We start from the raw sequence: 17883 nt of genomic DNA, 5'->3' as shown, positions 1-17883 counted from the left end.
TGCGCTTTTAATTATTGATTTATAAAATATAATCCATTATTGATAGAGCACAAGCGCCTTATCTAATTGTGCGCTGTGTTTATAGCTTAGTATAGCTTGTTGTCGATACTGTGATTTGTTATCACTATTAAGCGCTTTGTCGAATACTCGTGCAGCTAAATCATAATCACCTTGGGCATTCGCTAAACACGCCAGCGCTAATAATAACGCGTTATTGTGCTCGTCTTTTTTCAACCGTTCTTGAATGCTTGATTGCAGCTTGTAAGCATTACTTGGCGCAGCTTCACGTAAAATGTCGGCAAGTTCAGTGTGGTGCTTAGCGTGTTTGAGCATTTTATTTAACTCGTTTTCAATACTCGCCAACTGCCCTGTTTTTGCCATTTGAGTTAAGTACGCAGTGTGCGCATGTGCTTGCAATTTCTTACCTAATTGCTGGTACTTACTGGTTAGCTCATCACTCGCTTGAGCAGCAAAATAAGCTAAAAACACCTGCTGCCACTGCTTATCGCTCAATGCATCTTTACGTAATAAGCGCGGTAAAAAGTCTTCTAATATTTTAAAGTGCTGCTGTTGCACCAACACTTCAGTGTACAGTTTAAGCTCAAGTACCGTGGCTTTTTTAGATTCAGCCGCCATCCGTATTTGCGGTTCAATAACACTGCTGTCGCCACTGGCTAACCATAGTTTAGCCACTTTTAGTTGCTGCTCAGGGCTTATTTCAAACAAGTATTCCAGCGCTTTATCGGGTTGATTATTTGCCAGTGCAGCTTTTGCTAGTAACGCCAAACGTATGTCTAAAAATTTAGCTGGCACACTGTTACTTGATAACGCGCTTTCCACTTGCGCGTAATCGTCATTAATCAAACTCCAAAGTGCTTGCTCTATAGCTGCATGCTTGCGCTCTTGGCTGCGAGCAAAAAATCCATGTTTGGTATTTCTGTAAATAGATAAACAGTAGCGTACGAGTTTGTAAGTTAAATACAAAGCTGCTGCGCTCAGTGCCGCCATAATACAAAACGAAACAATCGTACCTTCTATGGTGGTGTTATTAAATGAAATCAGTACATAGCCTTTTTCATCTAACACGAAAGGAGTGATCGCTAATACCAATACAATAGCGACAATAAAAATGATCAACCCTATCATTGTGCCCACTCCTTAACTTGCTGAGTACTTTGCAATGTCACCTCAGGGTTAAAGTTAAGCGGCTCTTTTTCAAGGTTTACTAAAGTTTGTAGTACCACTTTTGTGGCATTATCATCTTGCTTAAAGTATTCAGTAACTAAACGTTTTGTGTCGTTTAAGGCGCTAAAATAGATGCTGGCTTGCTTGCTCATTAGTGCATCTTGCGCCTGAGTAATATTGAGCTTTATGCGCTGATTAATCAGGTGGCGCTCTCTATCAGTTAATAGCGGCTCTATTAATACCCCTTCGTGATGGCGAATTGTAATAAAGCTATCAACTATTTTATTCCAGCTATTTCGGATATTTTGCTGCCAATCACTCATATTTTCAGAGAGCGCGTTTTCGTCAGTTACTGACGCTTCTTCTGGCAAATTAACCGCATTAAATACCAAGTTATCGATACGATCTCTAACACTATTTAACTGTAAGTAAATCGCCTCTGTCGCAACGGGTTTAATGCTATCGAGCGTTTGTATGTCTTGTATAATTGCTTGGCGCAATTCAAGCGTGCCTGGGTGGTCGCTTAAAAGTGAATCTAAACGTTTAAGCACTGCACTTGTGCCTTGATAATCTTGTTCAGCCCACAATTTAAATTCAGCCATGCGTTGTAAGCTGGTCACTTCTTGTGGGTTTAATGTGTTACCACTTTGCTGCACTTTTTGCAGTGCTGCTTTTAATGCTTGCTGATTTTTTACAGAGTTTTCATTAAGCGCCATAGCAGTTTGCTCTTCGCTCTTTTGTAACGCTTGCTGAAGACTGAGTTGCTCAGACTTAAGCGCTTGCAGCTCTTGCTGCAATATCTTATTTTGCTCTGATAATGCATTAACCGCTAAATTTTGCACTTTACCGGCATTGAGCTTTTGATAAAACTCATAACCCACGCCACTGGCAACAAGTAACGAAATCACCAACGCTAAACTCCCCACCTTACTCACTTTATGGGTATTATTTTGCGTTTGATTATTGGCTTTTGCAGTGTCGTTTTTAGCGGTATTAGACGTGTTATTGGCTATTGGTTGCGCTGCTGCTTTTTCTACTTTTGACGTCGCTGACTGTTCACTCATTTTGCTACCTTGCTGATTAATGCAGGCAAACATAGCGTGGTCGCTAGCCCCTGCCGCAGTATGTATATGTGTCGAATTTATTTTTTGCTGTTGTAAATAATCGCCAATACGCTCACTGGCAACATAAAATTCGCACTGTTGTAACCATGTTAGTTGCGCCGCGGTAAGGGTATTAAAAATGGCATCAACGGCGGCATTACTAGTAATGACTATACCGTGTACATTCTGGCTTTGCCAGTGGTCTATCCAGTCAGCGGATTGTTGCGCTACCGGCTCGCGCTGATACACCACACAATTATTTAAAAAAGCACCGCGTTGTTTTAAGGTTTTTGCTATCTCAGGCCGCCCACCAATGCCTTTAACCAACACGATATTACTGCCATCAACCTCAGCCAATGACTTAAGCGCCAGCAACCCCTCAGAATCATGTTGTTTTGGCAAAGCAGCACGTACACCAAATACTTCATAAATGGTGTCGGCAGTTTGTTGGCCAACACCATAAAACTGCGCTTTGGTGTTAATTGCAGGCTTAAGCGCACTCAGTGCATGTACTGCATCTTGCGAAACAAAAATAATTTTGTCGGCATTAACCAACGGGCTTAGCTCAACGCTGGTTGGGGTTAAATACGTTATTTTTAGAACAGGACATAAAGACGCTTGATAACCCGCTTGCTCAAGTTGCTGTGCAAGGGCTGCGCCTTTTCCTTCGGGCCGAGTTATCAAGATGTGTTTCATTATGCGTCTCGATATACGTCAGCAAGGATTTTATCTGCGCCTTGTGCTAAGAGTTTTTTAGCCAGCTCAACTCCTAATTTTTCCGCATCATCAACATGCCCACTAATTTCATCGCGTAAAATTTCGCTGCCATCAATCGCCCCAACTAAACCACGTAAATGCACTTGCTCACCATCAACCAATGCATAAGCACCAATCGGAACTTGGCAGCCCCCTTCTAAGTGGCGGTTCATTGCGCGCTCGGCATTAACACGAATACGAGTTTCACTGTGCTCCAGCGGAGCTAATAAGGCTTTAGTAACTTCATCATTTATACGGCATTCAATACCGACAGCACCTTGACCATTAGCAGGTAACGACACTTCTGGCTCAATAAAGTCACGAATACGTTCACCCATTTCTAAACGAATTAGCCCAGCCGCTGCGAGTATAATCGCATCGTATTGACCACTATCAAGCTTTGCTAAACGTGTATTTACATTGCCACGTAAGTCACGAATTTCTAAATCTGGACGCAACGCTCTGATTTGGCATTGGCGACGTAAACTTGAGGTGCCAACAATGGCGCCTTGCGGTAACGCATCAATATTGGCAAAATTATTTGAGACAAACGCGTCACGCGGGTCTTCACGCTCACAAATAACGTGTAACTCTAAATCATCTGGAAATTCGACTGGCACGTCTTTCATTGAATGCACTGCAATGTCTGCTCGCCCATCAAGCATGGCTTGTTCTAGTTCTTTTACAAATAAGCCTTTACCACCAATTTTAGCCAGTGGTGTATCTAAAATAATGTCACCTTGAGTCGACATAGGCACCAGCTCTACACGCACGTCATCGTGAAAATGCTCTAGCTGCGCTTTTACAAATTCAGCCTGCCACAGTGCCAATGCACTTTTACGAGTAGCAATGCGAACTAACTTTGTTTTTTCAGTCATAAAATATCCATCAATAATTACTGGGGTCTGTTGACCTTCCAGGATTAAAACCTGTTCTATCTGAGGGCGATTTAATCAGCTAAAATTCTAAATTCTTTTTGCGCAATGAGTAAACCTCGCTCATCAACCACATCAACGCGCCAATTCCCTAACTGGGAATCCATAATATTTTTAGTTGAGTAAGTTCGGTAGCGCGGAGAAGTAACTTTGAGCGACACTTCCGCCATCACTTCGCCTTCAAATAACCAAATATGCTTTACCTGCTGACCTTGTAAGTTTTTAAGCTCACTAAAAAATGACAATGATTCTTCAAATTGGCCTAAACGCACATCGGCGGCAAATACATTGGTTGGTTCACGATTACTCACACTGCGCGTCAATACGGCTCGGCTAATAGTAGCGGTATCTATTTTGGCACCAATGGCCACACTCGCAACTTGTGCTGATTCAGCAAATACTTTTTGCTCAGCCTGTTTTTCACTGGCCGTTTCGGTTTCAGGCGTTTGGTTATCTGTTGCAGCCATGGCTGCTTCTTCAGGCTCAGCAGTGAGCGTTGGCTCTACTTCTTGCTCAATAATACTTTGTTGAACTTCAGGCTCTGTTGTTACTTGTTCGGTAATAGGAGCTGGTTTTTGCTCATCTGGGGAAAGGATTTTAGGTGCTGCAATTGCGACACTGCTCAGCAGCTCCTCATCAGCATCTGTTGCGTTTTCACTCTCTGCTGATGCTGCAGTATCATCGCTTAACGACACAATTGCTATTTGTTGCTCAGTAGAATCGAACTGCTCATTAGGATGCGGCGCCCCTTGATCAGCATTCACAGCGCTAGACAGGCCGTAAATAACCGCTGCAGAGGTCATAATCACCAACATAGAAATACTCACAATCCGACGCCAATGCCACTCATAGCTCACGCTGGGTTCGCTAACCTGTGGTTCACGTTTTACATTTGCTGTTATTACTATTTTTTGACTCATTTTGACCCTCAGCGGCTCCTAAACTAACTTAAGCGAGAAATTAACCATTGGCGCACAGCTTGTAACTCTTGTGTACAAACCTGATGCCCCATAGGGTATTCTTGCCAACTCACATCCATGTTATGCGTTGATAATACTTCAAACGCACTTCTACCCGCGCTATGCGGTACAACGTCATCTTGGCTCCCATGAGCCATAAATATATTTAGCTGTGTTTGCTTTGCTTCATCAGCCAATTTATGTGGCACACACATATAGGTTGATAGTGCCATAACGCCAGCAAGCTTTTGCTCTAAACGCGGGGCTAAATGTAGCGATATGACGCCACCTTGTGAAAATCCCGCTAAAATAATTTTGTTCGCCGGTATGCCGTTAGCAATTTCTTGCGTTATTAATTGCTCAACTTTTGCTGCAGACTCCCTAACCCCTTGTTCATCTGCACGTTTGTCTAAATCCATCGATTTAATGTCATACCATGAGCGCATCTGCATACCGCCGTTAATAGTAACAGCCTGCATAGGCGCATGCGGAAATACAAAACGCACACCTAGTTCACTGGGTAAATCGAGCTGTGGCGCTACTGGGGCAAAACCATCACCTGAATCACCCAAACCATGTAACCAAATAACCGTGGCTTTATGCGTCCCCTGAGCTGGGTATTGAACAAACTCTAAACTCATAGCGATGATTGCCACTTAATTTCTTGACCCGCTTGACGTGTTGACGCTTCATTGATGAAACTCCAAAACTCTGCGCCTGAGCGGTTATCAATCCATTGACCATCACGCATTTCAAAATGGTGACCATTAAATTTTGTTGCCACCCACACTTGATGCAACGGTGCTTGCTTATTAATCACAATTTTACTGCGATCTGGAAAAATAATTTCTAAAATACCTTGAGCCGATTCATAATCTAAATCTGCTTCACAATCATCAACTTGTTCTTCAATTGTGAACATAAGAGCTTCTGCTAACTGGTGATATTCGTGATCAGTCATCGTTAATTTCCTTTGCAGGCAAGACGCCTAAATAATGGGTGCATGTTTGTACAGCTAGTGTAACAGGAATAAAATCATCCGCGAATAGCTGCATTTTTTAGATATTCTGTTACTCTGCGATTATAAAGCCAGCAACCGTATTAATCTAATGAAAGCGACATATACCTTACAATTAAAACAACTATTAATCAGCACCGTTTTGTTGTGTGCGTTAGCTGGCTGTGGTCAAAGCGGCCCGCTGTACTTACCAGAGCAGCCTACTGAACAAAATCAGCCAACAGACACCCCCAACAAGCAAACACCTATTGAGCAAAAACAGGAGCAGTAAATGGATTTTTTTAATTATAAAAACAACCAACTATTTGCTGAAGATGTCAGCGTAGCAACGATTGCACAGCACTATGGTACACCGTGTTATGTGTATTCAAGAGCGACGTTTGAACGCCATTATTTAGCGTTTGCCAATGCAGCTCAAGATCATAAAAGCCTAGTGTGCTACGCCGTTAAAGCAAATTCAAATATTGCAGTATTAAATATACTGGCGCGACTTGGTGCGGGTTTTGACATTGTTTCAAAAGGCGAGCTCGCGCGGGTCATCAAAGCGGGAGGCGCAGCCAATAAAGTGGTGTTTTCTGGGGTTGCTAAAACCGCTGACGAAATTGCTTATGCGTTAGAATTAGGTATTAAATGTTTTAACGTTGAATCAATCTCAGAGCTTGAGCGCATTTCAGAAGTAGCGTGTGAGCTTAATCTAGACGCGCCAATTTCTATTCGTGTTAATCCTGATATTGATGCTAAAACACACCCGTATATTTCTACTGGCCTAAAAGAAAACAAATTTGGCATTGGTATCGAAACCGCGTTAAGTGTGTACCAACATGCTGCGTCGTTACCTGGCTTAAATATAGTTGGGGTTGATTGTCACATTGGCTCACAGCTGACACAAACCAAACCGTTTTTAGAGGCGCTTGATAAACTACTGGCATTAATTGATGAGTTAAAAAATGCAGGTATTGAGTTAAGCCATTTAGATATTGGTGGAGGCCTTGGCGTAACCTACAACGACGAACAGCCTCCCCACCCGAGTGAGTATGCAGCACAAGTAACACAGCGCCTTACTAATTATCGCCACCTTGAACTGATTTTTGAACCAGGGCGAGCTATTGCCGCCAACGCTGGGATTTTAGTGACTCAGGTTGAGTTTATTAAGCAAAATCAAGACAAGTACTTTGCGATTGTTGATGCGGGTATGAACGACATGTTGCGCCCATCACTTTATCAAGCGTGGCAAAAAATTATTCCTGTATCGGTGCGTGATGACGAAACACCTACCCACAACTATGATGTAGTTGGGCCGGTGTGTGAAACCGGTGACTTTTTAGGTAAAGACCGCCCTCTAGCACTCAAACAAGGTGACTTATTAGTGCAGCGTAGCGCTGGAGCATACGGCTTTACAATGAGTTCAAATTATAACTCACGCCCACGGGTTGCCGAAATAATGGTAGATGGTGAGCAACATCATCTTATTCGCGAACGCGAAACCATCGAGAGCCTGTACCAAGGTGAGAAAATTTTACCATAAACGTTTTTGTTACCTAGCTGCTCTGTGGCATGATTAGCGCAGAGCAAAACCGAATTAGAGCGCTATGTTAGTTAATTTTTCCAAAATGCACGGCTTAGGTAACGACTTTGTTGTGATTGATAATATTACACAAAACGTTTTTTTATCCCGTGATCAAATCAAAAAGCTGGCCGATCGCCATTTCGGCATTGGGTTTGACCAATTACTGATGGTTGAAGCCCCTTACTCACCCGATCTCGATTTTCACTATCGGATTTTTAATGCCGACGGCCACGAAGTAGAACAATGTGGTAACGGCGCCCGTTGCTTTGCCCGCTTTGTGCGCATGAAAGGCTTAACCAATAAACATAAAATTAGCGTTTCAACTAAATCGGGTAACCTCACCCTGTATATTGAAAAAGACGGCCAAGTAACGGTTAACATGGGACACCCTAATTTTGAGCCGAGTAAAATCCCGCTTAAAGCAACCAAACGTGAGCTGACTTATATTATTCGTGCAGAAGAACATACCGTTTTTAGTGGTGCTGTTTCTATGGGTAACCCGCATTGCGTCATGGAAGTAGACGACATTGAAACGGCACAAGTGAGTACCCTTGGCCCGTTGCTTGAAAATCATGAACGTTTTCCACAGCGCGCAAATATTGGCTTTATGCAGGTTATTTCTCAAGAACACATTAAACTCAGAGTGTGGGAACGTGGTGTAAGCGAAACACTTGCTTGTGGTACCGGTGCGTGTGCCGCTATGGTGATTGGCTTTATTCAAAACAAGCTCACCAGCACAGTGCAAGTTGATTTACCAGGCGGTAGCTTACAAGTTCGCTGGAGTGGCGAAGGCCACCCAGTGCGTATGACAGGCCCCGCTGAACATGTATTTGATGGGCAAGTTGCACTATGAGTGAATTAACTAAACAGCAAGTAATAGATTACTTACAACAGCACCCTGATTTTTTAATAAATCAACCTGCGCTATTAGCGCAACTTGAGTTACAACAGCAAGTTCAGGGGGCGACTTCGTTAGTACATATTCAGCAACGTCAACTACGTGAACATAATACTCAGTTAAAACATCAAATCGAGACGATGACCAAGCATGCCACGCAAAATGAACTCGTGTACCGCTTGTTCAGTCAATGCCATCGTCAGCTTTGGAGCAATTATGACTTTAATACTTTGGCAAGTAACTTACGCAACATTATTTGCATGAGCCCGACTATTAATGAGTGCAAACTCGTAAGATACGACAGCACGTTTGAGGGCTTAGTAAAGCATAGATTGTCAGATAGTAATCATTATTTAGGGCGGGTAAATCAGCAAGAGCGCGACTTACTCTTTAATGATGATACCCAATCGACTGCCCTGTATTTAATTGGTGAACCCACTAACCCTTATGCTATTTTGGCTTTTGGCAGCCACGATGAGAACCACTTTGAGCCCTCACAAGATAACTTATTTGTGTTAGATTTTGTACGCTCATTACAAATACGGTTACTGGAACTGGCATGAGCGACGACACGCCAAATATTAGCGACTTAAGCGATAGCTGGCGTACACCCATTACATTATTTAGTGATTACTTAAAATTTGAACGCCAGTATTCAGCGCACACCGTCAATCAATATGTTAGCCAATTAGGTTTTGCCGCCTTGTATTTTAATAAGCTATGCGACAATTGGTTTGCCGTACAAAGTGAGCACATTCGCCGTTACAGCATGGCGCTGCGCGCTAAGCAACTGAGCGGCAGAACAATCAGCTTAAAGCTAAGCTGCATTCGAAGTTTATATAAGTTTTTAAAAGCAAAAAATATTACTGAGCAACCGCATTACCATAACCCCGCGCAAGGGATAAAAGGCCCTAAATTTGCCAAGCCTTTACCTAAAAATCTTGATGTTGACCAAATGGCACGTTTACTCGAAATCCCCGATGACGATCCACTTGCCATTCGAGATAAAGCCATGATGGAACTCATGTATTCATCAGGTCTGCGCATTAGCGAGTTAGTTGGTGCTAACATGCAGGATATAAACGCCCGTAATGGTGAAATACTGGTACGTGGTAAAGGTGCAAAAGAACGCCTAATACCGGTTGGCTCTAAGGCCCTTGAGGCATTAAAGAAATGGCTCGCGGTTCGGCCGCTATTTATGGGCGCAGACGAACACGCGGTATTTTTAAGTAGTAAAAAAAACCGTATCTCTGTGCGCCAAGTCCGTTTGCGAATGCAAGAATGGGGCATTAAACAAGGTATAAGCTCACAAGTGCATCCGCATAAATTACGCCACTCATTTGCGTCGCATATTTTAGAATCGTCTGGCGATTTACGAGCAGTACAGGAGCTATTAGGCCACAGTAGTTTATCTGCAACCCAAGTTTATACTCATTTAGATTTTCAGCACTTGGCTAAGGTGTACGACAACACCCATCCACGTGCTAAAAAACGAACCGATTAGGGTAATAACCATGATCCGATTTAATCGCGCAATTTCTCCTTTTTCTGTACTAAGCTTTGACTTAGACGACACCTTATACGACAACCGCCCAATCATAACCGCAGCCGTTCAGGCGCAAATTGATTATTTAAATGCGCTGCCAGGCTACAAAAAACAGGGGCCACAGTTTTGGCAACAATGCCGTGAGCGAGTTGTTCAACACCAACCTGAACTCATTGATAACGTCACTCAGTGGCGTAAACATACCCTACGCTTAGTTTTGTCTGAGCTTGGTTTTAAAGACGATGAAGTAGAGCATCATGCACACAGTGCTTATCAAGCATTTGCTGATGCGCGCAGTAATATTGAAGTGAGCGAAGACGTACTAACATTGCTCGATAAACTAAGCCAGCACTACAAATTAATTGCCATTACTAACGGTAATGTAGAGGTTGAGCGTTTTAATTTAAAAGATAAGTTTGAACTGGTGCTGCAAGCTGGCTTGCACGGTAAAGCTAAACCACATACGACCTTATTTGATCAAGCTGCAACACATTTGCGTATTAACAACAGTGAAATTTTACACATAGGTGACAGCCTTGATAGCGATGTGCAAGGTGCTAATAACGCTGGCTGCCAGTCTGTGTGGTTAAATAATCAAGCACAAGCCTATGCCTACAAAGGACTTGCTGATATTGAAATAACCAACATTCATGCGTTAACCCACTTAATTGGTAAATAAACTATGCTTGTTTTATTGGCTCAATTGAATATAAATCAATCATAAGATAGGTTAGGGGTAATTACTTAACAATATCTTATAATAACAAGGACAGCGTATGACGCTCACAAACTACTTAACAACGCTCGCGAATGAGCCTAAAAGCATTGCTTTTGCTGATACTATGGCCGTTATTGATGAGCATTATACTTTTACAGCGTGCAGTTTTAGTAACCATGGGTTATTGAGCTCTGCGAGTGAAAATAACGGTTCATGCAAAATTTTTGCGTTTGCTAAGCTCAATGGTCTTAGTAAGCAAAATACATTAGATTGTTTTGGGGCATTTTATCGCGAAGACGTACTAAACAACCCAGATGCAGACGATCACATGAATATTCGCACCTTTATGTTAGCGCCTGAAGCCACCCCATTTTTAGGTATTACCTTTGATGGTACGCCATTAACAGCAAAAAAATAACGCTCCAATCAGCGTTATTTAGCCACTATTAGCGGTTTTTCCATAAAGTAACGAGTGCCATTAAGTGGGTAATTATCAAGTTGATATTTAACTTGGTAACCCCGTTTTTCATAAAAAGGCTTGGCTTGAAAATCTAAGGTGTCAAGCTGAGCCTGAGCAGCGCCTTGTTCAATCGCCGCGTGTTCTAATGACATTAATAACGAATCGGCCAAACCACTGCCCCGCGCAGATTCATCGCACCATAGCCAGCTTATTAGCAACCAGTTACCAAACACATGACCGCTTATGCCTGCAACTAACTCACCTTGTTTATCGAGATATTTAAAGCCAAGAGGTTGACGCTGTGCGTCGAAGTGCTGAGCATTAAACTCAAGCATGTGCGCGCGCAGTGCTTGATTTAATTGCTCAGAATTATCGGGATGTAATAGGTACATTGGATGATTCCAAATAGACCTATATTAGCAAATACCTGATATTAAAACAGGTTGTTTTGCCCAAAGGGCACTTCGAGCATATTACTGGAAATTTTTTCTGGTTGACCACACATTTCATCATAAGCACTGGTGTGCCTTAGCATCATTTGTGCATAGGCGATATCTTCAAAGCGTTTTTGAATATGTAATGGGCTTAGTGCCTTCACAAATTCACCATTACTTTCTTGTACATAGTATTCAACATTATTAATGACAACAGACACTTGGTACAAGGCCATTTCCAGTGAATGAACAACCACTTTTTGTAATGGCTGATGCTTTTTTAGTTCTGAAAATTGAATACCCATAGTAACCTACCTACTGTTAAATTAACTGTCCAAGTAATCAATACGCAGCTTTGCTATAATCGCGATCAATATTTTTTAATTACACGGCATTATGGATACAAAAATTCGACTTGCTAAATACATTGCTCATGCCGGTATTTGCTCACGAAAACAAGCGTCGCGCTTGATTGATGAAGGCGTTGTCATCGTTAATAATCGCCCCGCTAATCATATTGATCATGTGGACGAAAACGACCGTGTTATCGTTAATGGTCACGCCATTAAAGGCCCAGCCGATTTAGTGTACTTTGCCTATCACAAACCGGTAGGGATTGACTGTAAACTCAATCATCACGACCCCAGCAGCCTTATTCATCACCTGCCTCAACTTACCCGTGTTTACCCTATTGGCCGCCTTGATAAAGATTCTCGTGGTTTAATTATCTTGACCAACGACGGAGACTTTTGTAATCAACTGATTCATCCAGACTTTCATCAACCTAAACGCTACTTAGTCACTGTGAATAAACCATTAGACGCGCATTTTTGTGAAAAAATGGCGGCAGGCGTCCCCGTTGATAAGCAAATAACACGACCTTGTGAAGTAGTTAAAATAGCGAGTAATCAATTTAGTATTGTTTTAAAACAAGGGCTCAACAGGCAAATACGTAAAATGGCGCATTACTGTGGCTACACAGTCATTGATTTATACCGCGTACAGATCAGTGAATTACTATTAGATAATTTAAACCTCCCAGAAAACCACTTTATAAAAATTAACAAAAACGATATTTTAAGCCAATAAGCTCACACTAATCCCCTTCCTTTAGCGTGATTAAAAAACAAAAAATAAACTTGCAAAAATAGATTACAGGCGTAGTCTTAAATAAAAGATTACACTTGTAGGCAATAAAATGATCGAATTATCAAAAGCAGAATTTGAAGTGCTGGATGCACTCTGGATTAACTACCCCGCCACAGCCAGCCAAATTATTGAGCGTTTAAGTGACGATAAACAATGGCACGAAAAAACCATTAAAACCTTATTGGGTCGTTTAGTAAAAAAAGGCGCGCTTAGCTTTGAAAAAGACGGCCGCCAATATATTTACACCCCCTGTATAAAGCGTGCTGATTATACTTTAAAAGAGAGTAAGAACTTCATAGAGCGCTTTTTTAGTGGTCGTATTGCCCCTTTGGTAAGTGGCTTCGCTAAATCGGAGCAACTCTCTCAGCAAGATATAAACGAGCTTAAAAAAGTCATTGATGACTGGGAAAAGAATCAAAAGTAAGGAGTTAGCATGGCGATTCAAATAGGATTTAATTGGCTCATTGAGCAGCAGCTATTATTAAGTCTGTTGTTTGCAGGGTTTGTTTTACTGGAGCGCTTTGGCTTAAAAACCCTTGGTTCACGCTTTGTGTATAAATTAGCTTGGTTAATACCTGTATCAGTTCTGTTGGCTAATTTACCTAGTGCAATTAAGCCACTGCAAAATAGCGGCATTAGTTACCATTTAATTACGCCTAATCAGGTACTTACAAACGGTTTAAGTGTTAGTTGGGCGCTACTGTATGTCATTATTACCACGGTCTTATTAATTGCCGCTGTTGTTACCCATACCCGATTTGTTAAAGGCCTACAGCTCACTGAATTAGCGAACTTTAAGCAGGTAATAACCGGAGTAAAAACTTATACCAGTGCTCAGGTGGCTACGCCCATGGTCATTGGTGTTTTTAATAGCAAACTGGTATTGCCGCACAATTATAATACTCAGTTTGATAATACTACTCTGGCGCTTATTCTAGAGCACGAAAACGTGCATATAAAGCGCAAAGACAACCTTATAAATGCGGTGCTATTACTGGCTACAATTTTATTGTGGTTTAACCCTCTGGCTTGGATGGCTTACGCAAGCTGTAGACGTTTGCAGGAGCTAACTTGTGATGAACGGGTACTAAGCAATAAAACCACACAGCAACAAATTTTATACAGCAAAGCCTTAATAAACTGCGCTGCCAATGCGCCAGCGGGTCTGATGGCTTATTCACACTACGGAGATAAAAAAACCATGTTACAACGACTTACTAATATCAAACATAACGGCGCACATTCGCGCCTAGCAAAAGGAAGCGTGTTACTTATCGCTGCGAGCTTGCTCAGTGGCTTAGCTGTAGCAAAGCAACCTGAAGCATCAGCTAAAAAAGAAACATCTATCGCTCCCGTAATGCGAATCGAACCGCTTTACCCAAAACAAGCGGCGGAACAAGGCATTAGCGGTTCGGTGGTATTAAAATACGACATAACCCCAGCAGGCAAAACAGCTAACATTAATGTTGTAAAAGCTGAACCAGAAGCAGTCTTTAACAAAGAAGCAAAAAGAGCACTTATGCAATGGCAATATACACCTTCATCAATGGGACAACAAAACGTACTAATACAACTTGATTTTGCACTCAACAGTACAGTTACAAAAAGTGATTTAATAGAGCGGGTTAACATATCGCATTAATGGGAATAGGTGTTTAAGACTATAAAGCAAGCACCCTTTTAGGCTGCTTGCTTTGTGGTTTTTGCTTATTCTCGTTATAAACTGACGGCGATCATGCCAATAGCGGTGCCTATTCCTACCAGCCAAGTGATCGAGCGAATAATATCGAGGTTTAAATAATAAAAAGTACAAAATAAAATACGCGCTACAATATGCGTCATCGCTAAAGTTTCGGTTACGGCATTAACATTGTTTGTGCCTAATACAGCAGCCAAAGCAACGGCAAAAACCGCTAACGATTCAAAACAGTTTTGATGAGCAGCCAGCGCCCGTGCTCCGAGTCCTGTAAGTTGTGTTTGTTGTTGCCGCGGATGTTTATTATCGTAACCACCGAGCTTATTCATTTCTATAATAGCTGGGATTCTCGCAACATAAGGCATGATCACTGCAATTAAGGCGCAAACCAATAAAATCGTCATTATAATTCTCGAGTTATTATTTATGACCCAAAATAACACAGCAAATAGAAAAAAGCCGCCAAATATAAATAACCTGGGCTCTGGCGGCTAGCAGTAACATCCCTCACACTATAGCCGATTTAAGCAGTGCGTCACTGTGGCAAATTGTCGCAGGTGATGAATATTCATTATGCCTTTTTGATGGTCGCTTTAATGCCAGAGTACTGCTAAATTAGCTCTCCACTTTTTTGTATGTTATTTAAGATGATTTGGATTTTACTCACTATTTTTGCCGCATTTATGCAGTCATGGCGTAATGCGCTGCAAAGCAAATTAAGCGCTCATGTCAGCGTTGCTGGCGTTACTCTAGCCCGCTTTATTGTCGCAAGCCCTATTGCAGGGCTGTATTTATATGCGCTTTATTATTACCAAGATGCGCCTCTCCCTTCATTTAATCCTTTATTTATTAGCTATATTATTGGAGCCAGCATAGTGCAAATTATTGCCACAGGGCTCATGGTGAAGTTGTTTAAAATGAACAATTTTGCAGTAGGCGCCGGCCTTGCTAAAAGCGAAGCGCTAATGGCGGCGATATTAGGGTTACTATTTTTTGGTTCGGCGCTTTCATTTTTAGGTTGGATTGGTGTATTTATTGGCGCACTCGCTGTATTGCTATTAAGCGGCATTGCGAATGTGAAACATTTTAGCTTAAAAACCGCCTTAACAGGGCTTGCTTGCGGTACTTCGTTTGCGTTGTCATCGTCATGGATCCGCGAAGCAAGTTTAAGCTCGGGTATAGCTTTTCCTTATGCACCAGCGTGGGTTTTGTTACTGATTATTAGCTTGCAAACACTGATGTTATGTATATACATTGCTTTAAAAGAGCGCCATACCTTTAAAATGATGTATCAATATAAGAAAATGACAAGTGCAGTGAGTGTATTTAGCTGCTTAGGTTCCGTAGGCTGGTTTAGTGCCATGAGCTTACAGCATGTCGCCTATGTAAAAACGCTCGGTCAAATAGAAGTATTTTTTACCATGTTAATCTCTATTTTATGGCTAAAGCAGCCGCTAAAGCGCCAAGACAGTGCGGGGCTAGTGCTGATTGCAGTGGCTGCCATATTGGTTATGCTGCCAAGTAGTTAAAACAAGCGCAGGTATAAATCTGCGCTTGTTTTTTAATCTAACAATTAATGACTAATTTTTAAGGTGATGACACCACAAATAATCATTAATACACCAGCAATACGGCCAAAAGTGGCTGCATCACCATAAAATAATATACCCACTAAAAACGTACCTGCTGCGCCAATACCCGTCCATACCGCATAAGAAGTCCCCATAGAGATTTGCTTTTGCGCTAACCAAAGCATAAAGCCACTTGCGACCATAAACGCGATTGCAATTGCAATGCCTTGCCAACGAGTTTCAGGGGTTTGAGAAATTTTTAAGCCTATTGGCCAACCAATTTCAAGTAACCCTGCAATTATTAAGTACATCCACGCCATTAAACATCTCTCTTTTTCAATATCACTTCATATAAATCACTGCGGCGGTCTTTTAAGTTACGCACGGTACCTTCACTGTGAAGTATTTTTAACTTGTCCATATCTAAGTCGCTAAATAATAGCATTTCGGTATTGGTGGTGGCCTCATTTAGTGTGGCATCGTGTGGAAATGAAAAGTCAGACGGTGTAAGAACAGCAGATTGCGAGTACTGTACATCTAAACTTTCTACTTCGGGTAAATTACCCACCGAACCTGCGATAACCACATAACATTCGTTTTCAATAGCGCGCGCTTGTGCACAGTGGCGAACACGTAAATAACTATTTTTGGTGTCGGTCCAAAATGGCACAAATAAAATATCAAGCCCTTGGGTTGCTAAAATACGCGACAACTCTGGAAACTCTACATCGTAACAAATTTGAATCCCTACGCGACCGGCATCGGTTTCAAATACCGCTATTTTATCACCGCCTTGAATCACCCAATCATTATGCTCATGCGGGGTGATATGAATTTTACGTTGCTCATCTATTTTGCCACTGCGGTGGCACAGGTAACTCACGTTATAGATTTTATCCCCCTCGGCAAGCGGCATAGAGCCGGTGATAATATTCGCGTTGTACTCAATTGCCATGCGCGACATCGCGTTTTTAAATGTCTCAGTGTATTCAGCTAAATAACGAATGGCTTCGGTTTGATTACTTTGCTCAGTTAACCCCATCAGTGGCGCGTTAAAGAACTCCGGAAATAAAATAAAGTCGCTTTTATAATCAGACACCGTATCAACAAAATATTCAACTTGCTTAAGCATTTCTTCAACCGACTCAACACAGCGCATTTGCCACTGCACAGCCCCTACACGTACAATTGATTTAGTCGACTCAATAACGGTATCGGTTGGCTCAAACATAATGTTATTCCACTCAAGTAACGTGGCATAACCTACTGATTCTTGATCCTCTGGAAGGTACTTTTTAAGTAAACGCTTTACCTGAAAATCGTTAGCTAATTGAAAGCTCAATATTGGATCGTATATCTCTTTTTGATCCACCTTGGCAATGTATTCCATTGGCGTCATATCGTTGCTGTGATTGTAATAACGCGGAATGCGGCCACCCGCTAAAATAGCGCGTAAGTTATATTGGCGACATAATTCTTTACGGGCATCATAAAGACGACGCCCTAATCGCATGCCTCGGTACTGCTCACTAATAGCAACATCTAAACCATATAGCGCGTCACCTGTGGTATCACTAAATACACGGTCATGGCCATCAGCAATATCTTCATAGGTGTGCGGGTTTGAAAAACGTGCATAATCTACTTGGACACTCAGCGCTAAACCCACCAGCACGCCATCATCAACAATACCAATTTGCCCTTCAGGGAACTGATCTATAAGTCTAAAAATTGTATGGCTTGGCCATGCGCCGCCTAAATCAGGGTACGCTTCGTCCATCAAGGTTTTAATTTGTGGGTATTGTTCTCTGCTTAAATTACAAATTTCAAGATGGGTTTTTTCTGCCGACATATACAACTCCTTTAGGCACGTAAAAATCAAAAAAGC

Annotated in this window: 22 protein-coding genes; 11 read left to right on the top strand and 11 right to left on the bottom strand. The window is 41.9% G+C overall.

From position 1 onward, the window contains the following. Positions 1–36 precede the first annotated feature (36 nt). The 6 genes from KK487_RS00525 to cyaY all read right to left on the bottom strand — a co-directional run bounded on the left by KK487_RS00525 (position 37) and on the right by cyaY (position 5899). A complete protein-coding gene (locus KK487_RS00525; protein ID WP_013463734.1) occupies positions 37–1146 on the bottom strand; it encodes a heme biosynthesis HemY N-terminal domain-containing protein in 1110 nt (369 codons plus the stop codon). Further along, positions 1143–2984, bottom strand: coding sequence for a uroporphyrinogen-III C-methyltransferase (locus KK487_RS00520; protein WP_013463733.1), 1842 nt, complete (start codon positions 2982–2984; stop codon positions 1143–1145). Before KK487_RS00520 ends, KK487_RS00525 begins: the two co-directional genes overlap by 4 nt. Next, a complete protein-coding gene (hemC, locus tag KK487_RS00515) occupies positions 2984–3922 on the bottom strand; it encodes a hydroxymethylbilane synthase (protein WP_013463732.1) in 939 nt (312 codons plus the stop codon). Before hemC ends, KK487_RS00520 begins: the two co-directional genes overlap by 1 nt. Positions 3923–3993: 71 nt before the next feature. Continuing rightward, positions 3994–4899 (bottom strand): DUF2914 domain-containing protein, encoded by a 906-nt coding sequence (locus tag KK487_RS00510; RefSeq protein WP_013463731.1) that lies wholly within the window; start codon positions 4897–4899, stop codon positions 3994–3996. Positions 4900–4922: 23 nt separating this feature from the next. Further along, positions 4923–5579, bottom strand: a complete 657-nt coding sequence (locus KK487_RS00505; RefSeq protein ID WP_041695561.1) for an alpha/beta hydrolase — start codon at positions 5577–5579, stop codon at positions 4923–4925. Continuing rightward, positions 5576–5899 (bottom strand): iron donor protein CyaY, encoded by a 324-nt coding sequence (gene cyaY, locus KK487_RS00500; RefSeq protein ID WP_013463729.1) that lies wholly within the window; start codon positions 5897–5899, stop codon positions 5576–5578. The genes KK487_RS00505 and cyaY overlap by 4 nt, the downstream gene beginning before the upstream one ends. A 148-nt stretch (positions 5900–6047) precedes the next feature. Here cyaY and lptM point away from each other — a divergent pair, with 148 nt between their 5' ends. From lptM to KK487_RS00465, 7 genes are all read left to right on the top strand, one after another. Then, the gene (gene lptM, locus KK487_RS00495; RefSeq protein WP_013463728.1) at positions 6048–6227 is read left to right on the top strand and encodes an LPS translocon maturation chaperone LptM; all 180 of its coding nucleotides are present in this window, start codon (positions 6048–6050) and stop codon (positions 6225–6227) included. Continuing rightward, a complete protein-coding gene (gene lysA, locus KK487_RS00490; RefSeq protein ID WP_013463727.1) occupies positions 6228–7481 on the top strand; it encodes a diaminopimelate decarboxylase in 1254 nt (417 codons plus the stop codon). A 64-nt stretch (positions 7482–7545) separates the two neighbouring features. After that, positions 7546–8376 (top strand): diaminopimelate epimerase, encoded by an 831-nt coding sequence (gene dapF / locus KK487_RS00485; protein ID WP_013463726.1) that lies wholly within the window; start codon positions 7546–7548, stop codon positions 8374–8376. Beyond that, positions 8373–8984 (top strand): DUF484 family protein, encoded by a 612-nt coding sequence (locus KK487_RS00480; RefSeq protein ID WP_013463725.1) that lies wholly within the window; start codon positions 8373–8375, stop codon positions 8982–8984. Before dapF ends, KK487_RS00480 begins: the two co-directional genes overlap by 4 nt. Then, positions 8981–9925, top strand: coding sequence for a tyrosine recombinase XerC (locus KK487_RS00475; protein WP_013463724.1), 945 nt, complete (start codon positions 8981–8983; stop codon positions 9923–9925). Before KK487_RS00480 ends, KK487_RS00475 begins: the two co-directional genes overlap by 4 nt. A gap of 10 nt (positions 9926–9935) precedes the next feature. After that, positions 9936–10646, top strand: a complete 711-nt coding sequence (locus KK487_RS00470) for an HAD-IA family hydrolase (RefSeq protein WP_013463723.1) — start codon at positions 9936–9938, stop codon at positions 10644–10646. 97 nt (positions 10647–10743) lie between these two features. Beyond that, positions 10744–11103: a HopJ type III effector protein gene (locus tag KK487_RS00465; protein WP_013463722.1), complete on the top strand. Its 360-nt coding sequence runs from the start codon at positions 10744–10746 to the stop codon at positions 11101–11103. 14 nt (positions 11104–11117) lie between these two features. Here KK487_RS00465 and KK487_RS00460 read toward each other — a convergent pair whose 3' ends face one another. Continuing rightward, positions 11118–11537 (bottom strand): GNAT family N-acetyltransferase, encoded by a 420-nt coding sequence (locus KK487_RS00460; protein WP_013463721.1) that lies wholly within the window; start codon positions 11535–11537, stop codon positions 11118–11120. A 41-nt stretch (positions 11538–11578) separates the two neighbouring features. Beyond that, positions 11579–11884 carry a DUF6482 family protein gene (locus tag KK487_RS00455; RefSeq protein WP_013463720.1) on the bottom strand — a complete coding sequence of 102 codons (306 nt, stop codon included), beginning with the start codon at positions 11882–11884 and terminating at the stop codon, positions 11579–11581. A 91-nt stretch (positions 11885–11975) separates the two neighbouring features. Here KK487_RS00455 and KK487_RS00450 point away from each other — a divergent pair, with 91 nt between their 5' ends. The 3 genes from KK487_RS00450 (at position 11976) to KK487_RS00440 (ending at position 14370) form a co-directional block, all read left to right on the top strand. After that, entirely contained in the window at positions 11976–12668 is a 693-nt protein-coding gene (locus KK487_RS00450) for a pseudouridine synthase (RefSeq protein WP_013463719.1), read from the top strand. Between the two features lie 109 nt (positions 12669–12777). Continuing rightward, positions 12778–13152, top strand: coding sequence for a BlaI/MecI/CopY family transcriptional regulator (locus tag KK487_RS00445; protein WP_013463718.1), 375 nt, complete (start codon positions 12778–12780; stop codon positions 13150–13152). A gap of 9 nt (positions 13153–13161) precedes the next feature. Then, positions 13162–14370, top strand: coding sequence for a M56 family metallopeptidase (locus KK487_RS00440; RefSeq protein ID WP_013463717.1), 1209 nt, complete (start codon positions 13162–13164; stop codon positions 14368–14370). 74 nt (positions 14371–14444) lie between these two features. Here the strand turns inward: KK487_RS00440 and KK487_RS00435 are convergent, their stop codons facing one another. Beyond that, positions 14445–14828, bottom strand: a complete 384-nt coding sequence (locus KK487_RS00435) for an MAPEG family protein (RefSeq protein ID WP_013463715.1) — start codon at positions 14826–14828, stop codon at positions 14445–14447. A gap of 243 nt (positions 14829–15071) precedes the next feature. Here KK487_RS00435 and KK487_RS00430 point away from each other — a divergent pair, with 243 nt between their 5' ends. After that, the gene (locus tag KK487_RS00430; protein WP_013463714.1) at positions 15072–15953 is read left to right on the top strand and encodes a DMT family transporter; all 882 of its coding nucleotides are present in this window, start codon (positions 15072–15074) and stop codon (positions 15951–15953) included. A 44-nt stretch (positions 15954–15997) separates the two neighbouring features. On the opposite strand, the gene KK487_RS00425 is transcribed toward KK487_RS00430, so the two are convergent. After that, the gene (locus KK487_RS00425; protein ID WP_010392612.1) at positions 15998–16315 is read right to left on the bottom strand and encodes a DMT family transporter; all 318 of its coding nucleotides are present in this window, start codon (positions 16313–16315) and stop codon (positions 15998–16000) included. Continuing rightward, entirely contained in the window at positions 16315–17847 is a 1533-nt protein-coding gene (locus KK487_RS00420) for a bifunctional GNAT family N-acetyltransferase/carbon-nitrogen hydrolase family protein (protein ID WP_013463712.1), read from the bottom strand. Before KK487_RS00420 ends, KK487_RS00425 begins: the two co-directional genes overlap by 1 nt. Between the last annotated feature and the right edge of the window lie 36 nt (positions 17848–17883).

Origin of the sequence: Pseudoalteromonas sp. SiA1 (genome assembly GCF_018732205.1) — a bacterium.
GTDB lineage: Bacteria > Pseudomonadota > Gammaproteobacteria > Enterobacterales > Alteromonadaceae > Pseudoalteromonas > Pseudoalteromonas tetraodonis.
This window is presented reverse-complemented; position numbering and strand designations above follow the sequence as displayed.

Coding starts and splice junctions, on each gene's coding strand:
- KK487_RS00525 (WP_013463734.1), bottom strand. CDS start 1,146: ATGATAGGGTTGATCATTTTTATTGTCGCTATTGTATTGGTATTAGCG.
- KK487_RS00520 (WP_013463733.1), bottom strand. CDS start 2,984: ATGAAACACATCTTGATAACTCGGCCCGAAGGAAAAGGCGCAGCCCTT.
- hemC (WP_013463732.1), bottom strand. CDS start 3,922: ATGACTGAAAAAACAAAGTTAGTTCGCATTGCTACTCGTAAAAGTGCA.
- KK487_RS00510 (WP_013463731.1), bottom strand. CDS start 4,899: ATGAGTCAAAAAATAGTAATAACAGCAAATGTAAAACGTGAACCACAG.
- KK487_RS00505 (WP_041695561.1), bottom strand. CDS start 5,579: ATGAGTTTAGAGTTTGTTCAATACCCAGCTCAGGGGACGCATAAAGCC.
- cyaY (WP_013463729.1), bottom strand. CDS start 5,899: ATGACTGATCACGAATATCACCAGTTAGCAGAAGCTCTTATGTTCACA.
- lptM (WP_013463728.1), top strand. CDS start 6,048: ATGAAAGCGACATATACCTTACAATTAAAACAACTATTAATCAGCACC.
- lysA (WP_013463727.1), top strand. CDS start 6,228: ATGGATTTTTTTAATTATAAAAACAACCAACTATTTGCTGAAGATGTC.
- dapF (WP_013463726.1), top strand. CDS start 7,546: ATGTTAGTTAATTTTTCCAAAATGCACGGCTTAGGTAACGACTTTGTT.
- KK487_RS00480 (WP_013463725.1), top strand. CDS start 8,373: ATGAGTGAATTAACTAAACAGCAAGTAATAGATTACTTACAACAGCAC.
- KK487_RS00475 (WP_013463724.1), top strand. CDS start 8,981: ATGAGCGACGACACGCCAAATATTAGCGACTTAAGCGATAGCTGGCGT.
- KK487_RS00470 (WP_013463723.1), top strand. CDS start 9,936: ATGATCCGATTTAATCGCGCAATTTCTCCTTTTTCTGTACTAAGCTTT.
- KK487_RS00465 (WP_013463722.1), top strand. CDS start 10,744: ATGACGCTCACAAACTACTTAACAACGCTCGCGAATGAGCCTAAAAGC.
- KK487_RS00460 (WP_013463721.1), bottom strand. CDS start 11,537: ATGTACCTATTACATCCCGATAATTCTGAGCAATTAAATCAAGCACTG.
- KK487_RS00455 (WP_013463720.1), bottom strand. CDS start 11,884: ATGGGTATTCAATTTTCAGAACTAAAAAAGCATCAGCCATTACAAAAA.
- KK487_RS00450 (WP_013463719.1), top strand. CDS start 11,976: ATGGATACAAAAATTCGACTTGCTAAATACATTGCTCATGCCGGTATT.
- KK487_RS00445 (WP_013463718.1), top strand. CDS start 12,778: ATGATCGAATTATCAAAAGCAGAATTTGAAGTGCTGGATGCACTCTGG.
- KK487_RS00440 (WP_013463717.1), top strand. CDS start 13,162: ATGGCGATTCAAATAGGATTTAATTGGCTCATTGAGCAGCAGCTATTA.
- KK487_RS00435 (WP_013463715.1), bottom strand. CDS start 14,828: ATGACGATTTTATTGGTTTGCGCCTTAATTGCAGTGATCATGCCTTAT.
- KK487_RS00430 (WP_013463714.1), top strand. CDS start 15,072: ATGATTTGGATTTTACTCACTATTTTTGCCGCATTTATGCAGTCATGG.
- KK487_RS00425 (WP_010392612.1), bottom strand. CDS start 16,315: ATGGCGTGGATGTACTTAATAATTGCAGGGTTACTTGAAATTGGTTGG.
- KK487_RS00420 (WP_013463712.1), bottom strand. CDS start 17,847: ATGTCGGCAGAAAAAACCCATCTTGAAATTTGTAATTTAAGCAGAGAA.